The sequence below is a fragment of the Acutalibacter muris genome (assembly GCF_002201475.1).
GTDB classification, from domain to species: Bacteria; Bacillota; Clostridia; order Oscillospirales; family Acutalibacteraceae; genus Acutalibacter; species Acutalibacter muris.
The window spans coordinates 2,559,581-2,575,568 of record NZ_CP021422.1 but is presented as its reverse complement, the minus strand read 5'-3'; the positions used below and the strand labels follow the sequence as shown (position 1 = coordinate 2,575,568).

Sequence of the window (15,988 nt, the reverse complement as noted above, 5' to 3'; positions counted from 1 at the left end):
GGCTAATTTGAAAATATCCGTATATTTTATGTCAAAATGAAATTTACTGAAAAAATATTGCAAAACGGGGTTGACAAACGGGCGGGCCCGGCGTATAATGGGTCACGGTAAAGGCAAGGGCGTCTTTCCGAGGGTGCTCCGTATCTGGAGCGCCGCCGGAGACGCCCTTGCCTTATTCTTTAATTCGGGAGGATTTGTGTTATGCAGAAGGTACAGGAATATTTCGGCAGCAGGGTGTTCGACGACCGGGTGATGAAGGCCAGTTTGCCTGCGGGTGTATATAAGTCCCTGCACAGGACCATTGAGAGGGGCACAAGGCTGGACCCGGGCGTGGCCGACGCGGTGGCCTCGGCCATGAAGGACTGGGCGGTATCAAAGGGGGCCACACACTATACACACTGGTTCCAGCCTCTTACCGGCGTCACCGCCGAGAAGCACGACAGCTTTATATCGCCCTCCCCGGACGGCGGCGTAATAATGGAGTTCTCCGGCAAGGAACTGATAAAAGGTGAGCCGGACGCGTCCTCCTTCCCCTCGGGCGGACTTAGAGCCACCTTCGAGGCCAGGGGCTATACCGCCTGGGACCCCACCTCCTACGCCTTTATAAAGGGTAAGACCCTCTGCATACCCACGGCCTTCTGCTCCTACGGCGGCGAAGCCCTGGACAAAAAGACCCCGCTGCTGCGCTCCATGGAGGCCTTGAACCGCCAGGCCCTGCGCATTTTGAAGCTCTTCGGCAATAAGGACGTAAGGTGCGTGCGCACCTGTGTGGGCCCGGAGCAGGAGTATTTCCTTATAACCCGGGAGATGTACGACAAACGCCCGGACCTGCGCTTTACGGGCCGAACCCTCTTTGGCAAGAAGCCGCCCAAGGGCCAGGAGATGGACGACCACTATTTCGGCGTGATAAAGCCCCGGGTGGCGGCCTATATGGAGGAGCTGAACGACGAGCTCTGGAGGCTGGGGATCTTAGCCAAGACCGAGCACAACGAGGTGGCCCCCGCCCAGCATGAGCTGGCCCCCATCTATTCTACCACCAACATAGCCACAGACCACAACCAGCTGACCATGGAGATAATGCAGAAGGTGGCGGCAAAGCACGGCCTTGTGTGCCTTTTGCACGAGAAACCCTTTGACGGGGTAAACGGCAGCGGCAAGCACAATAACTGGTCCATCTCCACGGACGCCGGCGTGAACCTGCTGTCCCCCGGTGAGACCCCCTATGAGAACGCCCAGTTCCTCTTGTTCCTGTGTGCGGTGATAAAGGCCGTGGACGACTATCAGGACCTTTTGCGCATCACCGTGGCGACCGCCGGCAACGACCACAGGCTCGGGGCCAACGAAGCGCCCCCCGCCGTGGTGAGCATATTCCTGGGCGACGAGCTGAACGCGGTGCTGGAGGCCATAGAAACCGGCGAGCCCTATATGGGGGCGGAAAAGACCCAGATGAAGCTGGGGGTGGATGTGCTGCCCAAGTTTAACCGGGACACCACCGACCGCAACCGCACCTCGCCCTTCGCCTTCACCGGCAATAAATTCGAGTTCCGTATGCTGGGCTCCGCCAACAGCATCGCCTGCTGCAACATCATGCTGAACTCCGCCGTGGCCGAGAGCCTGAAAATCTACGCCGACCGGCTGGAGGGGGCAGAGGACTTTGAGACTGCCCTGCACGAGATGATACGCAAGACCATAAAGGACCACAAGAACATAATCTTCAACGGCAACGGCTATGACGACGCGTGGATAAAGGAGGCCACCGAGAAGCGGGGTCTTCTCAACTACCGCACCACCGCCGACTGTATGCCACACCTGCTGGACGAGAAGAACGTAACCATGCTTACTGCCCACGGGGTCTACAGCCGGGCGGAGCTGGAGTCCCGCTGTGAGATAATGCTGGAGAACTATGTCAAGACCGTCACCATCGAGGCCAACACCATGGTGAGCATGGCCCGGCGGCAGATAGCCCCGGCGGTGGAGAGCTATACCATGAAGCTCATGGAGGGTATCGCCCAGAAGAAGGCCCTGGATATGGGCCTTGACAGCGGTTATGAGACCGGCCTTGTGAAGGAGCTCTCCACCCTTACCGGGGAGATCGCCCGCCGCGCGGACCTTCTGGAGGAGGCCGTAAGCGCCCTGTCCGGCACGGTGGAGGAGCAGAGCTGCGCGGTCCGTGATGCGATACTGGGGCGCATGGAGGAGCTGCGGAAGGTCTGCGACCGGGCGGAGACCATTACAGCAAAGGAGTTCTGGCCCTATCCCAGTTACGGAGACATACTGTTCAGCGTGCGCTGAACAGTATGTCCGGAGTTTCCCTCGTCCGCGAAGCGGCCGTCTTTTGCTCCGCAAAAGCACCGGGAAACTCCTACGTGCTGCAAAACAAGTTAAGCGTATAGCATTCAATTAAATAAGGAGAGTGGATATCATGGGAACACAGGAGATTGTATCCCTGGTGACAGAGACAGTCAGCACGCAGGTTTTCGGAGTGTGGTTCTTAATCGGCGCGGCCCTGGTCTTCTTCATGCAGGCGGGCTTCGCCATGGTGGAGACCGGCTTTACAAGGGCCAAGAACGCGGGCAACATCATCATGAAGAACCTGATGGACTTCTGCATAGGCACGGTGGTGTTTGTACTTCTGGGCTTCAGTCTGATGATGGCCGAGGACTATGTGATGGGCTTTATCGGTATACCGAACCTGGACATTTTCAGCGACTTCACCGGCTTTATCGAGACGAACGCCTCCAGCTTTGTCTTTAACCTGGTGTTCTGCGCCACGGCGGCCACGATAGTCTCAGGCTCCATGGCCGAGCGCACAAAGTTCGTGTCCTACTGCATATATTCCGGGGTGATATCCCTGTTTGTCTACCCCGTCGAGGCCGGGTGGGTCTGGAACAGCCAGGGCTGGCTGGTAAACATGGGCTTCCACGATTTCGCGGGCTCCGCGGCCATACACTCCGTGGGCGGGGTGACGGCCCTTATCGGGGCAATCATGGTGGGTCCCCGGCTTGGCAAGTACATCAAGAGCAAAGAGGGCAAGGTCAAGAAGGTCAACGCCATACCCGGCCACTCCATCACCCTGGGGGCTCTCGGCTGCTTTATCCTCTGGTTCGGCTGGTACGGCTTTAACGGCGCGGCGGCCTGGGACAACACCTCTCTTGCGTCCATCTTTCTGACCACCACCATAGCCCCCGCCGTGGCCACCGTAACCACCATGCTGTACACCTGGATAAAGAACGGCAAGCCCGACGTGTCCATGTGCCTGAACGCCTCCCTTGCGGGTCTTGTGGGCATAACCGCCGGCTGTGATGCCCTGGACGCCCTGGGCTCTGCCATAGTGGGCATAGTCTCCGGTGTCCTGGTAGTAGTGGTGGTTGAGCTCCTGGATTTGAAGCTGCACATCGACGACCCGGTGGGCGCGGTGGGCGTGCACCTGGCAAACGGTGTATGGGGCACCATAGCCGTGGGGCTTCTTGCTAACCCCGGCGCACCGGCGGGACTCCGGGGCCTGTTCTACACCGGCGACCCCACCCTTTTGGGGGTGCAGACTCTGGGCATAATAGCGATACTGGCCTGGACCTCCCTGCTCATGACCGTCACCTTCGTTATCCTAAAAAAGACCGTGGGCCTTCGGGTGGAGCCCGAGGAGGAGATAAAGGGCCTTGACAGCACCGAGCACGGCCTTATGAGCGCCTATGCGGACTTCGCCCCGGCGGTGGAGAGCCTTGACTACGGCTATGAGGGCGCGCTGGCGGTGACCGGCGATATTCCGGCGGCGGAGGCCATACCCATAAAGAAGGAGCCCACCGTAATTCCAGAGGGCGTACCGAAGCTCACCAAGATAGAGATAATCTGCCGGGAGAGCCGCTTCGAGTCTCTGAAGTCCGCCATGATGTCCCTGGGGATAACCGGCATGACCGTCTCCCACGTGCTGGGCTGCGGCGTGCAGAAGGGCAAGCCCGAGTATTACAGGGGCGTGCAGGTGGAGGCCAACCTGCTGCCCAAGATACAGGTGGATATCGTTGTGAGCAAGGTGCCGGTAACCTCGGTGATAGAGACCGCCAAGAGGGCTCTCTATACCGGCCATATCGGCGACGGCAAGATATTCGTGTATGACGTTGAGGAGGTAGTAAAGGTGCGCACCGGCGAGACCGGCTATGACGCCTTGCAGGACGTGGAATAAAATACCATGCGGGAAGCGGGGCCGTTCTGACCCCGCCCGTCCCGCTTTACGGAGGGATATCATATGTGCTCGATAATCACCTGCTGCGGCCCCTGCGCCAGTCCCGAAAGGGTCAGGGAGTGCTTTGACCGCAGCCTGTCCCGGGGCCCGGACGACACCCGCTTTATCGATACCGGCGGCGGGCTTATGGGCTTTCACCGGCTGGCCATAATGGGGCTCAGCCCCGAGGGTATGCAGCCCTTTGAGCTTGAGGGCAGCTATGCGGTCTGCAACGGCGAGATATACGGCTTCGAGAAGTTCAAAGAGCAGCTCTCGGGGAAATATTTTTTCAAGAGCGGCTCCGACTGTGAGGTGCTGCTGCCCCTCTACCGGGAGTACGGCACGGAGATGTTCAGGCTGCTGGACGCGGAATTCGCCTGCGTAATATACGACGGCTCCACAGGGGAGTATATAGCCGCCCGGGACCCTATCGGCATCCGGCCCCTATACTACGGCGTGGGGGACAACGGCGCTGTGTTTTTCGCCAGTGAGCCCAAGGATTTGGTGGGCCTCTGCCGTGAGATACGCCCGTTCCCGCCGGGGCACTACTATAAAGGCGGCGAGTTTGTCTGCTATAGGGACGTGTCCATCACCACCCGGACCTGCCATGACGATATAGATATAGTCTGCAAAAATATACACGACAAGCTCATTACCGGGGTGAAAAAGCGGCTGGTGTCCGACGCGAAGGTGGGCTTTCTTCTCTCCGGCGGCCTGGATTCGTCTCTGGTCTGCGCCATAGCCCAACACTATAGCGAAACTCCCATACGCACCTTCGCTATCGGCATGAGCGGGGACGCTATAGATTTGAAATACGCCAGAGAAGCTGCGGACTACATCGGCAGCGACCACACCGAGGTCATCATCACAAAAGAGGACGTTTTGGACGCTCTGGAGACGGTTATTGCGCTTCTCGGCACCTTCGACATCACCACCGTCCGGGCCAGCGTGGGTATGTACCTTGTGTGCAAATATATACACGAGCATACGGATATCCGGGTGCTCCTCACCGGGGAGATAAGCGACGAGCTTTTCGGGTATAAATACACCGACTTCGCCCCCGGCGCCGAAGCCTTTCAGCTTGAGTCCCAGAAGCGCATACGCGAGCTGCATATGTACGACGTACTCCGGGCCGACCGCTGTATCTCCGTCAACTCTTTGGAAGCCCGGGTACCCTTCGGCGACCTGGACTTTGTGGAGTACGTCATGTCCGTCGACCCGGAGAAGAAGCTGAACAAATACAATAAGGGCAAGTATCTTTTAAGAAAGGCCTTTGCAGAGGAAAATTTACTGCCCCAAGAGATACTGTGGCGGGAAAAGGCCGCCTTCTCCGACGCGGTGGGCCACTCAATGGTGGACTATCTTAAGGAGTACGCGGAGGGCCTCTATACCGAAGCCCAGCTTGAGGATAGGAGCCGGGCGTATGCCCACGCCCGGCCCTTTACAAAAGAATCGCTGCTGTACCGGGAGCTGTTTGAAAAGTATTACCCCGGCCAGGGGCAGCTCATAGAGGGGTTCTGGATGCCCAACCCCCAGTGGGAGGGCTGCAGGGTGGACGACCCCTCGGCCCGGGTGCTGTCAAACTACGGGGCCAGCGGGGAATAGGGGGGAGCATATGAGTATACACGAGGAATGCGGGGTCTTCGGGGTCTGGACGCCGGAGCCCGCAGGGGCGGCGGAGCTCTGCTATTACGGGCTCTTCGCTCTACAGCACAGGGGCCAGGAGAGCTGTGGGATAGTGGTAAACGACGACGGGGTGTTCGCCTCCCATAAGGACGCGGGGCTTCTGGGAGAGGTCTTTACCCCGGAGCTTCTGGGCCGTATGCCAAGGGGGAACATGGCCGTGGGCCACGTGCGCTACGGCACCACCGGCGGCAGCGGCCGCAGAAACTGCCAGCCCATAGAGGTGAACCACCAGAAGGGCAAGATGGCCCTCTGCCACAACGGCAACCTTTCAAACGCCGCAAGGCTCCGGGACAGGCTGGAGCTCTCCGGGGCCATCTTCCACACCACCAGCGACACGGAGATTATCGCCTATATCGTCACCCAGAAGCGGCTGAAGGCCCCCTCCATAGAAGCGGCCCTCTGTGCCGCCATGGAGGAGCTGGAGGGGGCGTACTCCCTGGCGCTCATGTCCGCCCAGAAGCTCATAGCCGCCCGGGACCCCTACGGTTTCCGGCCCCTATGCTATGGAGAGCTGCCCGGCGGCGGGTATGCGGTGGCCTCGGAGAGCTGCGCACTTTCGGCCATAGGCGCAAAGTTTCTGCGGGACCTGGACCCAGGCGAGATACTGGTCTTCGGCCCGGAGGGTGTGGCCTCCCACAGGGAGCACTGCGGCAAAAAGCCCCGGAGGCTCTGTGTTTTCGAGTACATCTACTTCGCCCGGCCGGACTCCGTGGTGGACGGAGTATCTGTCCATGGGGCAAGGCTAAGAGCCGGAGAGCTGCTGGCAGAGCGCCACCCTGCGGACGCGGACCTGGTGATAGGCGTGCCGGACTCCGGCCTGGACGCGGCCCTGGGGTTCAGCCGGGCCTCCGGCATACCCTATGGCATTGGACTCATAAAGAACAAATATATTGGCCGCACGTTTATCTCCCCGACGCAGAGCCAGCGGCTGGACCAGGTGCGCATTAAGCTCAGCGCCATAGAGGCCGCCGTAAGGGGAAAGCGGCTGGTGCTGGTGGACGACTCTATCGTCAGGGGCACCACCAGCGGGCGCATAGTGGGGCTCCTGCGGGAGGCGGGAGCCAGGGAGATACACCTGCGGATCTCCGCGCCGCCCTTTATGAACCCCTGCTACTACGGCACGGACATCGACTCCCGGGAGCACCTTATCGCCTGCAAGCACACGGCGGAGGAGACCGCGAGGATAATCGGGGCGGACAGCTTGGGCTATCTGCCCGTGGAGGTTCTCCCGGAGCTTGCGGGCACAGACGGCATCTGCACCGCCTGCTTTGACGGACGGTACCCCACCCCCATACCGGCAGACACCCGCAAGGACAGGTTCGAGCGCCGGCTTTCCGAAGTCATAAGCAGATAATGAAGGGCCTGCTTTAAGCAGGCCCTTGCTGTATTTCCCTTCTAAAATGCGCGTGTGTCGGAAAGAGCCGCTGCAAGCATGAGCGAAAGCCCTCGTTCCTTATTGCAGTTCCTCCATAAAGTAAGCTCTGCTCCCCGCAGCCTGCCCCCGGCCGTCCCTTATCTCCACCCGGAACCAGCCCTCCTGGCCGCTGAGCTTGAACTCGGCCTCTGTGAAGCTCTCCCCGGGGTGTACCGTCTTGCGGTAATAATTCCTGCCGTTTTGCACCACATACAGCTTCTCAACAGGCGAGCACTTTATCTTTAGCATATCGTCCTTTATCTCCATCCCTAAAAGCTTCGGTCCCGTGGACCAGTAGAAACGACCCTTTTTAAGCGCGTCTATAACGCTCTCATGGGTCAGGCTCTCCGCCGCGATATAGGTGCACCCGCCAAGGGCGTCGAACTGTACGTCCCCCTTGGGGAAAACATTGTGGTTATCGTCGGAGGCCACGGCGTATATCCGCTGGCCGGACCTTAACATCTCGTCATAGGCCTCCGGCGCAAAGCCATACAGCCCCTCCAGCTGGGAGCCGTGGTTATATATCTCCATGGCGAAAAGCCCCCTAAGGTCGCGGTAGTCGGTCACGTCCTGCAAAGACCAGTAGGGGTGGTTATAGCACACCAGAAAGCCCTCCCGCACCATGCGGGCTATGTATTCGTTCACTCCGGCCTTGTCGTGATAGTCGCAGTGGGGCATATAGTCCCGGCCCTCCCGTTCCTTAGAGGGACGTGTGTCATACAGGTTGAAGTGGAACGTGCGCTCCGTGGGCCAGTAGTCCCCCTTCTCGGTGAGGTCGGCCTCCATGGAGGGCAGGGCCAGAAAGTTTTCGTCGTCCAGGTCGTTGTGCCAGACGTATTTCCTGTGGTCGGTATAGGCCACTATGGAATAGCCCTCGGATATGTACAGCTCCTTTATCTCCTCGGGCGTAAGCCTGCCGTCGGACACGGTGGTGTGGCAGTGGAGATTTGCCTTATAAAGGCCGGCCCCCGGCAGAAGTATCTGATCTTTCATACGGTATTGTCCTCCTCATTATCCCGAATATTATTATGCTTTCGCTCTGTTTCCATTATAGGTCCTGGGCCGTGTCAATGTCAAGCGCAGGAAAATATTTAAAATTAACCTCTTGCTTTTTTCTTTTGGCGGTGTTATAATGTGCCCGGACGCACGGAAGAAGCCGTGCGCAAATCAATTCGAGTAAATATGTACCAAGGAGGAAAACAAGCATGAAGAAAATCATTTCCCTGCTGCTGGTCCTTATGCTGATCGTTGGCTGCTTCGCGGCCTGCGGCAACGACACCAGCAGCTCCAGCGAGAGCGGCGCCGGCTCCAGCAGCCAGGCCTCCGATGCGGGCAGCAGCTCCGATGAGAGCAGCTCCGAGGACTCCAGCGAGTCCAGCGTCTCTGAGACCGCCTCTGGCGAGAAGTTCAAGGTGGGCATCCTGGCCCCCGCCGTTACCCACGGCTGGGTGGCGGGCGTTGCCTATTACGCCGAGGAGCGCTGCAAGGAGCTCTCCGACACCGTCGAGTACAAGCTGCTTACCAGCGACAACGCCGAGGAGATGACCAACCAGATCGACGAGCTGAAGACCTGGGGTGTCCAGGCGGTCGTGGCCTTCCCCCAGTGGGAGGGCATGGAGGACCCCATCAAGGGCCTTGTAGACGAGGGCATACAGGTGGTCAACTTCGACATCGTTATCGACGTTGACGGCGTGTACCATGTGGCCGGCGACAACGTGGACATGGGCACCCAGAGCGCCCAGTACATCGTTGACAAGATCGGCACCACCGGCAAGGTGGTAGTGCTGGAGGTTCCCTCCTCCGGCTCCGTCTCCGAGCTTCGCAAGAAGGGCTTTGACGAGAAGATCAAGGAGATCGCCCCCGACATGGAGATCGAGTATTACTCCACCCAGTTCACCCGGGAGGCCGGCCTGAAGGACTTTGCCGACATCCTCAACGCCAACTCCCAGATCGACGCCGTGTTCTCCATGGACGACGAGACCTCTATCGGCGTGCTCCAGGCCATTGATGAGGCCAAGCGCACCGACATCAAGGTGGTCACCGGCGGCGGCGGGTGCCAGGAGTATTTCAACATGATGCCCGAGAACGAGAACATCTGGATCCAGTCCGCCCTCTACAGCCCGGACATGGTGAAGGACGCTGTTGACATGGCCGTGTCCCTCTTAAAGGGCGAGACCGTGGACCAGGAGAAGATAATCCCCACCACAGTGGTGGACCGCGAGAACTGCGCGGACTATCTGGATGAGAACTCTCCCTACTAAGATCATTCTTGTGACTTGAACAGAAAAGGCTATGGCGCACACGTCATAGCCTTTCTGTGGATTATAGAGGAGGTCTGGGTATGACCCTGGAAATGCGCGGCATATATAAGTCCTTTGGCGCCAACGATGTGCTGCGGAACATTGACTTTAACATTTCCCCGGGCGAGGTATGCGCCCTCCTGGGGGAGAACGGCGCGGGCAAGTCCACCCTTATGAACATACTTGGCGGCGTGCTCCCCGCGGACCGGGGCACACTGGCGCTGGACGGAGGGGAGGTGCGTTTCCGCAGCCCGGCGGAGTCCCTTTCGGCGGGCATCGCCTTCATCCACCAGGAGCTGAACCTGGTGAACGACCTGAGCATATATGAGAATATGTTTATCGGCCGGGAGCTGAAGGGCCGGGCCGGGCTGCTGGACGCCAAAACCATGTGCCAAAGATGCCGGGAGGTTTTCCGGCGCATGGACGTGGAGCTTGACCCGCGCACAGTGGTGCGGGAGCTGGACGCGTCCTATAAGCAGATAGTTGAGATAGCCCGGGCGCTTTTAATGGAGGCCTCCATAATCATCATGGACGAGCCCACCACCTCTCTGACGGACCCGGAGATAGACCGGGTATTCGATATGATGCGCACCCTGAAGGGGCAGGGGGTGGCAATGGTGTTCATCTCCCATAAGCTCCGGGAGGTAATGGCCGTGTGCGACCGCTACACCGTTTTGCGTGACGGCTCCATGGTGGCGGCGGGCAAGGTAGAGGATACCAGCGTGGAGGAGCTTGCCCGGCATATGGTGGGGCATGAGGTCCGCACCGAGTCCCTGCGCCGGGAGAGGGAGCTGGGGCCCGAGGTGCTGCGTGCCGAGAAACTTTCACAGGAGCGGCACTTTGAGAACGTGAGCTTCTCTGTCCGGGCGGGTGAGGTGCTGGGCTTTACGGGGCTTTTGGGGGACGGCCGCAGCGAGCTGTTCCAGGCCGTCTTTGGCAGCGGCGGCAGATATCAGGGCCAGGTATACCTTGAGGACAGGCCCATAACCGTGCGCGGCACCCGCCAGGCAGTGGAGCTGGGAATAGGCTATGTGCCCAGGGACCGCAAGGAGAACGGCATAATAAAGGATATGAACATTCTGGAAAACGGCTCCATAGTCACCTGGCCCAGGCAGTCAAGGGGCGGGTTCATCAACTGGGAGCGGGTGCGCGGGAGTTTCCGGGAGCTCTCAAAGGAACTGAAGATAAAGATGGCCGGAGAGGAGGAACTGATAGGCAGCCTTTCGGGCGGCAACCAGCAGAAGGTGGTGCTGGCCAAATGGCTGAACTCCGAGCCCAAAGTGATTATCTTTGACAACCCTACCCAGGGCGTGGACGTAGGGGCCAAGGAGGATATCTACGACACCATACTGAAGCTTGCCGAGAATAAGGTGGCGGTCATAGTGCTCTCCAGCGAGGCCCAGGAGATAATACGCCTTTGCGACCGGGCGCTGGTGATGTACCACGGCCGGGTCCAGGGGGAGCTTATGGCCGGGGACATCACAGAACAGGAAATTATGCGGCTGGCAACCGGCGCGTGAACCAAATCAAGAGGAGGGCAGTACATATGGAAAACGCACAAAAAAATAAGGGCAGGCAGCTTTTAAGCAGGCTGCAGCACCAGTGGAGCAATAACCCCCTTTTCAGCACGGGCATAGCGCTGGCCGTAATGGTGATAGTCCAGACCATAGCCCTGAGTATGAACACCAGCTTTGACTCCTTCGGAGCCTGGGCCCAGAACTGGCTCCAGAACTGGATATCGCTTCTTCGGGGCAACGCCGGCATTGGCATAATCGCCCTGGGGATGACCTTCGTTATAATCTCCGGCGGCATAGACCTGTCGGTGGGCTCTGTATACGTGACGGTGGGCGCGTTCATAATGGTGATGCTGAACACCGGCGAGGGCGGGCTGCTGGCGGGAATGGGCATAACCGGGCTCCCGGCGATACTTATCGGGCTTATAGCCGCCATGCTCTTAGGCAGCCTTTTGGGCGAGAGCAACGGCCTGCTGATATCCAACGGCAGGATGCCGCCTTTTATCGCCACACTGGGCTCCATGCAGATACTGCGAAGCGTGACCCAATACTTTATGAAGGCCCAGCGCACTGAGCTGCCCGAGGGGTATAAGGGCATTGCAAGGTTCGCTATAGGCGGCCAGCAGCTGATGCCCATAATTTACTGGGCAATTCTCGCGGCGGCCATGTACGTTATCTCGAAGAAGACCACCTTCGGCCGGTATGTGTTCGCTATTGGCTCCAACGAGCGCACTACCCGGCTTTCGGGCGTGAATGTCCGGGCGGTAAAGCGCAAGGTCTATGCCCTGACCGGCTTTCTGGTGTCCATAGCGGCGGTGATACAGACCTCCCGCATCGGCTCTATGGACTATGCCAGCGCGGGCAGCGGCTTCGAGATGGACGCCATCGCCTCTGTCATAGTAGGGGGCACCAGTATGTCCGGGGGCAGGGGGTCCATAATAGGCACGGTATTCGGAACGCTCATAGTGGCGGTGATGAACAACCTTCTGAACCTTATCGGAGTGGACCCGTACCTGAGCGCGGCCTTTAAGGGCGCGATAATCATCGGTGCGGTGCTGCTACAGAGGAAGGATAAGGCGTAAAGCAGGAGGAAAATTAAAAAAGTCGGAAATGTCAAGAGTGAAGGCGAACTTTCCGCGCGCTTGACTTCTGCGGCGGTCACTTTCCCGAAGTCCGTTCCTTTCGGGAAGTGCCGCCGTATCATTTTGTTTTCGTTCTCATTGCTTCCCCGCTCGCAACTTCTGTACGGGCGACAACTGTCGCGCCAAGCCGCTTGATCCCATTGCGGCGGCAAATGCTCCTTGTGAACGCCCTTGTTCCTCTGTTAATGAACTATTTACAGAAAAAGATTTTTCACATTTGCCAACTGCTATTCAAAGGTATATTGAAAACTGCGGTTATATAGGAACAAAGAAAATGTTTTATCTGAAAATGGAATACCACAAGGTTGATTTCTCACAGGGTAAAGGCGGCCCTACTCTAAAAATTGACTACACACAATATAACTTCATCGACGAACCTTGCCGAAGGGCACTCCTTGACAGCAGTATGTTCGGTATCCCTTTTGAGGACAATCTGTGAAAATTAAAAAAAGTAAAAAAAACTCTTGCATTTTGGCACGAAATGAGATATAATATAAAAGTCATCCGGGTGTGGCGCAGTTGGTAGCGCGCTTGACTGGGGGTCAAGAGGCCGTGAGTTCAAGTCTCGCCACTCGGACCATGTTTACACATCTTAACAGATGCCACCACCGAAAAACCGCGCAACAGCGCGGTTTTTCGGCGTTCAAAGGGCAAAAAAACGACCGTCACGGCGTGACGTGTTTTTGGGGATGCCACCCCCTATTGGCGAGATTCGAACCGGCGTGGTTAAGAAAGAGAGCCGTGGCAAAGAAAAGTTAATAAAAAAGATTTGAGAGGGCCAGGAAGAAATTCCTGGCCTTTTTCTATTTCAGGAAAAGAGGTGTGTAAAGTGCCAAACTTTACAAGCAACAAGGTCGACAGGGCCTATGAGAGCTTCATGAAGCAGGTACCTGGCTTCCAGCGTGACCCGCCGGAGGCCGAAACCATCCGCAAGGACATGGAGCGGAACAATAAGAAGAAGGGAGGCAGCAAGAATGGCAAACCCAGATGAGCAAATAATCCCTGGCTGCAAGGTCATGAGCAAGGACGGTTTCTGGAACCTCATTGCAGAGGTCAAGGCCGCCTGCGGTCAAGACCAGGAAAAGTACATGGATATGCTCAAAGCCCGCCTCAAAGAGCTCGGCTCTGAGTACGCCCAGGACTTCCATGACATCGTCCACGCCTACGAGGACTTGGCCTACAAATACGGCCTTTGGAGTGCCTCCGAGCTCATGGGCCTTGCTACGGACGACAGTTTCATCGACTTCCGGGCCTGGCTCATTTCACAGGGCAAAGAGGCGTACTTCTCAGATCTCAAGGATCCGGATTCTCTTGCTGACTTAGACCCAGGCGACGGTTACTGGTTCGAGTCATTCACATACGCCGGGGACAGTGCGCTGGAGGAACTGACCGGCAAGAGCGCCTATGACCATACGGACAGGGCCGCATACGAAAAGATGATCGAGGCGCTGAAAGCTGACATTGACTACGGTGAGGGCATCAATTACCCCTATGAGGGCGAGGAGATAACTGACTACTTTCCACGGCTGTACGAGCGCTATATGCACAGCAGCGGGGAGTTTATCTATGAAGGCAACTGGAACTACAATGACCCGGAGATCATCGAGGCTAGACAAGCCGGGCCGCCGCCAAAGCCGGAAAAAAATATGGATATGGGTGGGATGTAAATTGATCTTCCGCAACGATAATCACGGAGTGCTGTTTGAGAAAGAAATAAGATATCACAAGGGCTGCAGCAGAAAATTTGCCGCGGCCCTTTTTTTGTTGACAGCCGATACCCGGCTGTGGCACCAGGCCGAGAATCACATCGGCGCCAATGAGATCGACATCGCCGCCATGAAACCCCGGAGGTTAGACGCTATGGCATACGTCTGCTACGCGCTGGCCAGGGACATCGTGACCGGTAGCAGGACGGTGGCCCTCGCGGAGTTGGCCGACCCCAGCCTGCTGTCACCCCGGTACTTTCTGGTGATACAGACGGCCATGCTGATACGCGGTTACGGCCTGAGTGCGGCGAACCGGCTGCTTTTTACAGAAGGGAGAAATCAAGATGAACTTCGACAGGAATAAGGTTGAGATGGTCAAAAGGCGGTATCCTGTGGGTACGCGAATCCGGCTGAACAGCCTGTGCAACGTTGAGCGCGATATGCCTGCTGGGCTTTGCGGAACCGTTATCGGCGTAGACGACCAGCCGAGCCTGCTCATGAAGTGGGACAACGGCAGGTCGCTGAGCCTTATGCCATTTGAGGACGATTTCGCCGTCATCGGGCAAGAGATGGACGTGGAAACCGGCCAGCAGGAGCAATCGCTATGAAACGTAAACCTAAGAAAACCATTGGTGAGGGCCGGGATTTTGAGCGAATCCGGCGCATCACCGGTTACCTTACCGGCACGATAGACGGCTGGAACAACGCCAAGCGCGCCGAGGAAAAAGACAGGGTCAAGCACCCTATAATTCCCCACAAGAAGGAGTGAACAGGAAAATGGTCAGAGGCCCGCCCAATTATAATTCATATCATCATTTGAAGGGGGATGGTAAAATCCAATCTTTGATTCCGTGGGTAGGCGGGAAACAGGCCCTGTGCAGGTCAATCATCAGCCGGTTCCCGGCAGACTTCCGCGAGCGCACCTATGTGGAGGTGTTCGGCGGCGGGGCCTCCGTCCTGCTGAACAAGGAGCGCTCGGTCAAGGAAGTCTACAACGACTTCAACTCCAATCTCGTCAACCTCTTCCGCATGGTGCGTGAGCACCCCAAGGAGCTGCAGGCCGCTCTGCGTTACATCCTCAACTCTCGGGAGGATTTCGATACCGTCAAAGCAAGGCTCGCGCAGGGCCATAACAAGGACCCTGTCCTGTGGGCGCGGGACTTTTTTCAGCTTATCAAGCAGAGCTACGGTGGCGGCGGCACATCTTTTGGAGGGAGTCCCCGGTCAACATGGGCCGCTTTTCCCTTGATAGACGCAGTCGCGGAGCGGTTCCAGTATGTCGTTGTGGAACACATGAGCTACGAGCGGCTCATCAAGACCCATGACAGCGATGAAACGATTTTCTACCTCGACCCGCCCTATGTTCTCACCGAGGACTACTACGGCAACCTGTTTGGGTTCAAAGACCATATGCTGCTGGCGGATATCCTGCTGGGGACGAAAGCTCTGTGGCTCTTGTCCTACAACGACTGTGACACCATCCGGGCACTTTACAGTGTGCCGGGCATCTACATCGAGAAAATCGAGCGCATCAACAACATGGCCCAACGGTACGACCCGGGGAATATGTATCAGGAGCTGCTCATCTCCAACTATGACACCTCGCTGGTGGTACCGGATCAGATATCATTAACCGGGTTCGCCCCGGTAGAAAGGAATTATATATGGAAGTAGAAGAAAAGACTTTGAGAATACTCGGCAAAAGAGGCCGGGTGACCATTCCGCAGGAGGTGCGTGACGCCATCGGCATGGCCCGCGGCGATGTGGTCAGTTTCGCCGTGGTGGGTGATGACTGTGCGCAGGTCAAGCGGGAGCGCATATGTGATAACTGCTCCACCGAACCGCCCCAGATGATCAAGCTGCTGGTACAGGCCATGCACCTGGCTGAGAACAGCCCTCAGAGCCAGCGGGCGTTCGAGGTCTTGACCGGCCTCTCCCCCGCCCAGCAGTATGAGTATGTGGCCAAGATTATCGCGGATTGGGCGGAGCGCGTACATGAAGATTAGGAGG

The 15,988-nt window shown here is 57.7% G+C and carries 15 protein-coding genes, 1 tRNA gene and 2 pseudogenes; 16 read left to right on the top strand and 2 right to left on the bottom strand.

The annotated features are described in order from the left end of the window. Positions 1 to 201 precede the first annotated feature (201 nt). From ADH66_RS13120 to purF, 4 genes are all read left to right on the top strand, one after another. Positions 202 to 2,292 (top strand): glutamine synthetase III family protein, encoded by a 2,091-nt coding sequence (locus ADH66_RS13120; protein WP_066539846.1) that lies wholly within the window; start codon positions 202 to 204, stop codon positions 2,290 to 2,292. Between the two features lie 130 nt (positions 2,293 to 2,422). Then, on the top strand, positions 2,423 to 4,177 hold the full coding sequence (locus ADH66_RS13115) for an ammonium transporter (protein WP_066539849.1): 1,755 nt from the start codon (positions 2,423 to 2,425) through the stop codon (positions 4,175 to 4,177). 63 nt (positions 4,178 to 4,240) lie between these two features. Continuing rightward, on the top strand, positions 4,241 to 5,821 hold the full coding sequence (gene asnB / locus ADH66_RS13110; protein WP_066539851.1) for an asparagine synthase B: 1,581 nt from the start codon (positions 4,241 to 4,243) through the stop codon (positions 5,819 to 5,821). A 10-nt stretch (positions 5,822 to 5,831) separates the two neighbouring features. Then, positions 5,832 to 7,256 carry an amidophosphoribosyltransferase gene (gene purF / locus ADH66_RS13105; RefSeq protein WP_066539853.1) on the top strand — a complete coding sequence of 475 codons (1,425 nt, stop codon included), beginning with the start codon at positions 5,832 to 5,834 and terminating at the stop codon, positions 7,254 to 7,256. A 99-nt stretch (positions 7,257 to 7,355) separates the two neighbouring features. On the opposite strand, the gene ADH66_RS13100 is transcribed toward purF, so the two are convergent. Beyond that, positions 7,356 to 8,309, bottom strand: coding sequence for a CehA/McbA family metallohydrolase (locus ADH66_RS13100; RefSeq protein ID WP_066539861.1), 954 nt, complete (start codon positions 8,307 to 8,309; stop codon positions 7,356 to 7,358). Positions 8,310 to 8,521: 212 nt separating this feature from the next. Here ADH66_RS13100 and ADH66_RS13095 point away from each other — a divergent pair, with 212 nt between their 5' ends. From ADH66_RS13095 to ADH66_RS13085, 3 genes are all read left to right on the top strand, one after another. Then, complete coding sequence (locus ADH66_RS13095; protein ID WP_066539864.1) at positions 8,522 to 9,577, top strand: ABC transporter substrate-binding protein; 1,056 nt, start codon at positions 8,522 to 8,524, stop codon at positions 9,575 to 9,577. Positions 9,578 to 9,657: 80 nt separating this feature from the next. Continuing rightward, complete coding sequence (locus tag ADH66_RS13090) at positions 9,658 to 11,136, top strand: sugar ABC transporter ATP-binding protein (RefSeq protein ID WP_066539867.1); 1,479 nt, start codon at positions 9,658 to 9,660, stop codon at positions 11,134 to 11,136. A 26-nt stretch (positions 11,137 to 11,162) separates the two neighbouring features. Beyond that, the gene (locus tag ADH66_RS13085) at positions 11,163 to 12,212 is read left to right on the top strand and encodes an ABC transporter permease (protein WP_066539870.1); all 1,050 of its coding nucleotides are present in this window, start codon (positions 11,163 to 11,165) and stop codon (positions 12,210 to 12,212) included. Between the two features lie 50 nt (positions 12,213 to 12,262). On the opposite strand, the pseudogene ADH66_RS22005 reads toward ADH66_RS13085, so the two are convergent. Further along, positions 12,263 to 12,385: pseudogene (locus ADH66_RS22005) on the bottom strand (IS30 family transposase); the annotation flags it as partial. A gap of 26 nt (positions 12,386 to 12,411) precedes the next feature. Between ADH66_RS22005 and ADH66_RS21830 the strand changes: the two are divergent. From ADH66_RS21830 to ADH66_RS13050, 9 genes and pseudogenes are all read left to right on the top strand, one after another. Continuing rightward, the gene (locus ADH66_RS21830; RefSeq protein WP_456236492.1) at positions 12,412 to 12,711 is read left to right on the top strand and encodes a DUF6544 family protein; all 300 of its coding nucleotides are present in this window, start codon (positions 12,412 to 12,414) and stop codon (positions 12,709 to 12,711) included. Between the two features lie 65 nt (positions 12,712 to 12,776). Then, positions 12,777 to 12,852, top strand: a tRNA-Pro gene (locus ADH66_RS13075). Positions 12,853 to 13,101: 249 nt separating this feature from the next. Further along, the gene (locus tag ADH66_RS20125) at positions 13,102 to 13,263 is read left to right on the top strand and encodes a hypothetical protein (protein WP_157130681.1); all 162 of its coding nucleotides are present in this window, start codon (positions 13,102 to 13,104) and stop codon (positions 13,261 to 13,263) included. Then, positions 13,247 to 13,939 (top strand): DUF4240 domain-containing protein, encoded by a 693-nt coding sequence (locus tag ADH66_RS13070; RefSeq protein ID WP_066539874.1) that lies wholly within the window; start codon positions 13,247 to 13,249, stop codon positions 13,937 to 13,939. The genes ADH66_RS20125 and ADH66_RS13070 overlap by 17 nt, the downstream gene beginning before the upstream one ends. 97 nt (positions 13,940 to 14,036) lie before the next feature. Then, positions 14,037 to 14,342: a hypothetical protein gene (locus tag ADH66_RS13065; protein WP_207652994.1), complete on the top strand. Its 306-nt coding sequence runs from the start codon at positions 14,037 to 14,039 to the stop codon at positions 14,340 to 14,342. After that, positions 14,323 to 14,586 carry a DUF4314 domain-containing protein gene (locus tag ADH66_RS13060; protein ID WP_066539882.1) on the top strand — a complete coding sequence of 88 codons (264 nt, stop codon included), beginning with the start codon at positions 14,323 to 14,325 and terminating at the stop codon, positions 14,584 to 14,586. The genes ADH66_RS13065 and ADH66_RS13060 overlap by 20 nt, the downstream gene beginning before the upstream one ends. Before the next feature lie 26 nt (positions 14,587 to 14,612). Continuing rightward, positions 14,613 to 14,747: pseudogene (nrdD, locus tag ADH66_RS20120) on the top strand (anaerobic ribonucleoside-triphosphate reductase); the annotation flags it as partial. Between the two features lie 74 nt (positions 14,748 to 14,821). After that, positions 14,822 to 15,652, top strand: a complete 831-nt coding sequence (locus ADH66_RS13055) for a DNA adenine methylase (protein ID WP_236757039.1) — start codon at positions 14,822 to 14,824, stop codon at positions 15,650 to 15,652. Then, positions 15,643 to 15,984, top strand: coding sequence for an AbrB/MazE/SpoVT family DNA-binding domain-containing protein (locus ADH66_RS13050; protein ID WP_066539885.1), 342 nt, complete (start codon positions 15,643 to 15,645; stop codon positions 15,982 to 15,984). The genes ADH66_RS13055 and ADH66_RS13050 overlap by 10 nt, the downstream gene beginning before the upstream one ends. Positions 15,985 to 15,988: the final 4 nt, after the last annotated feature.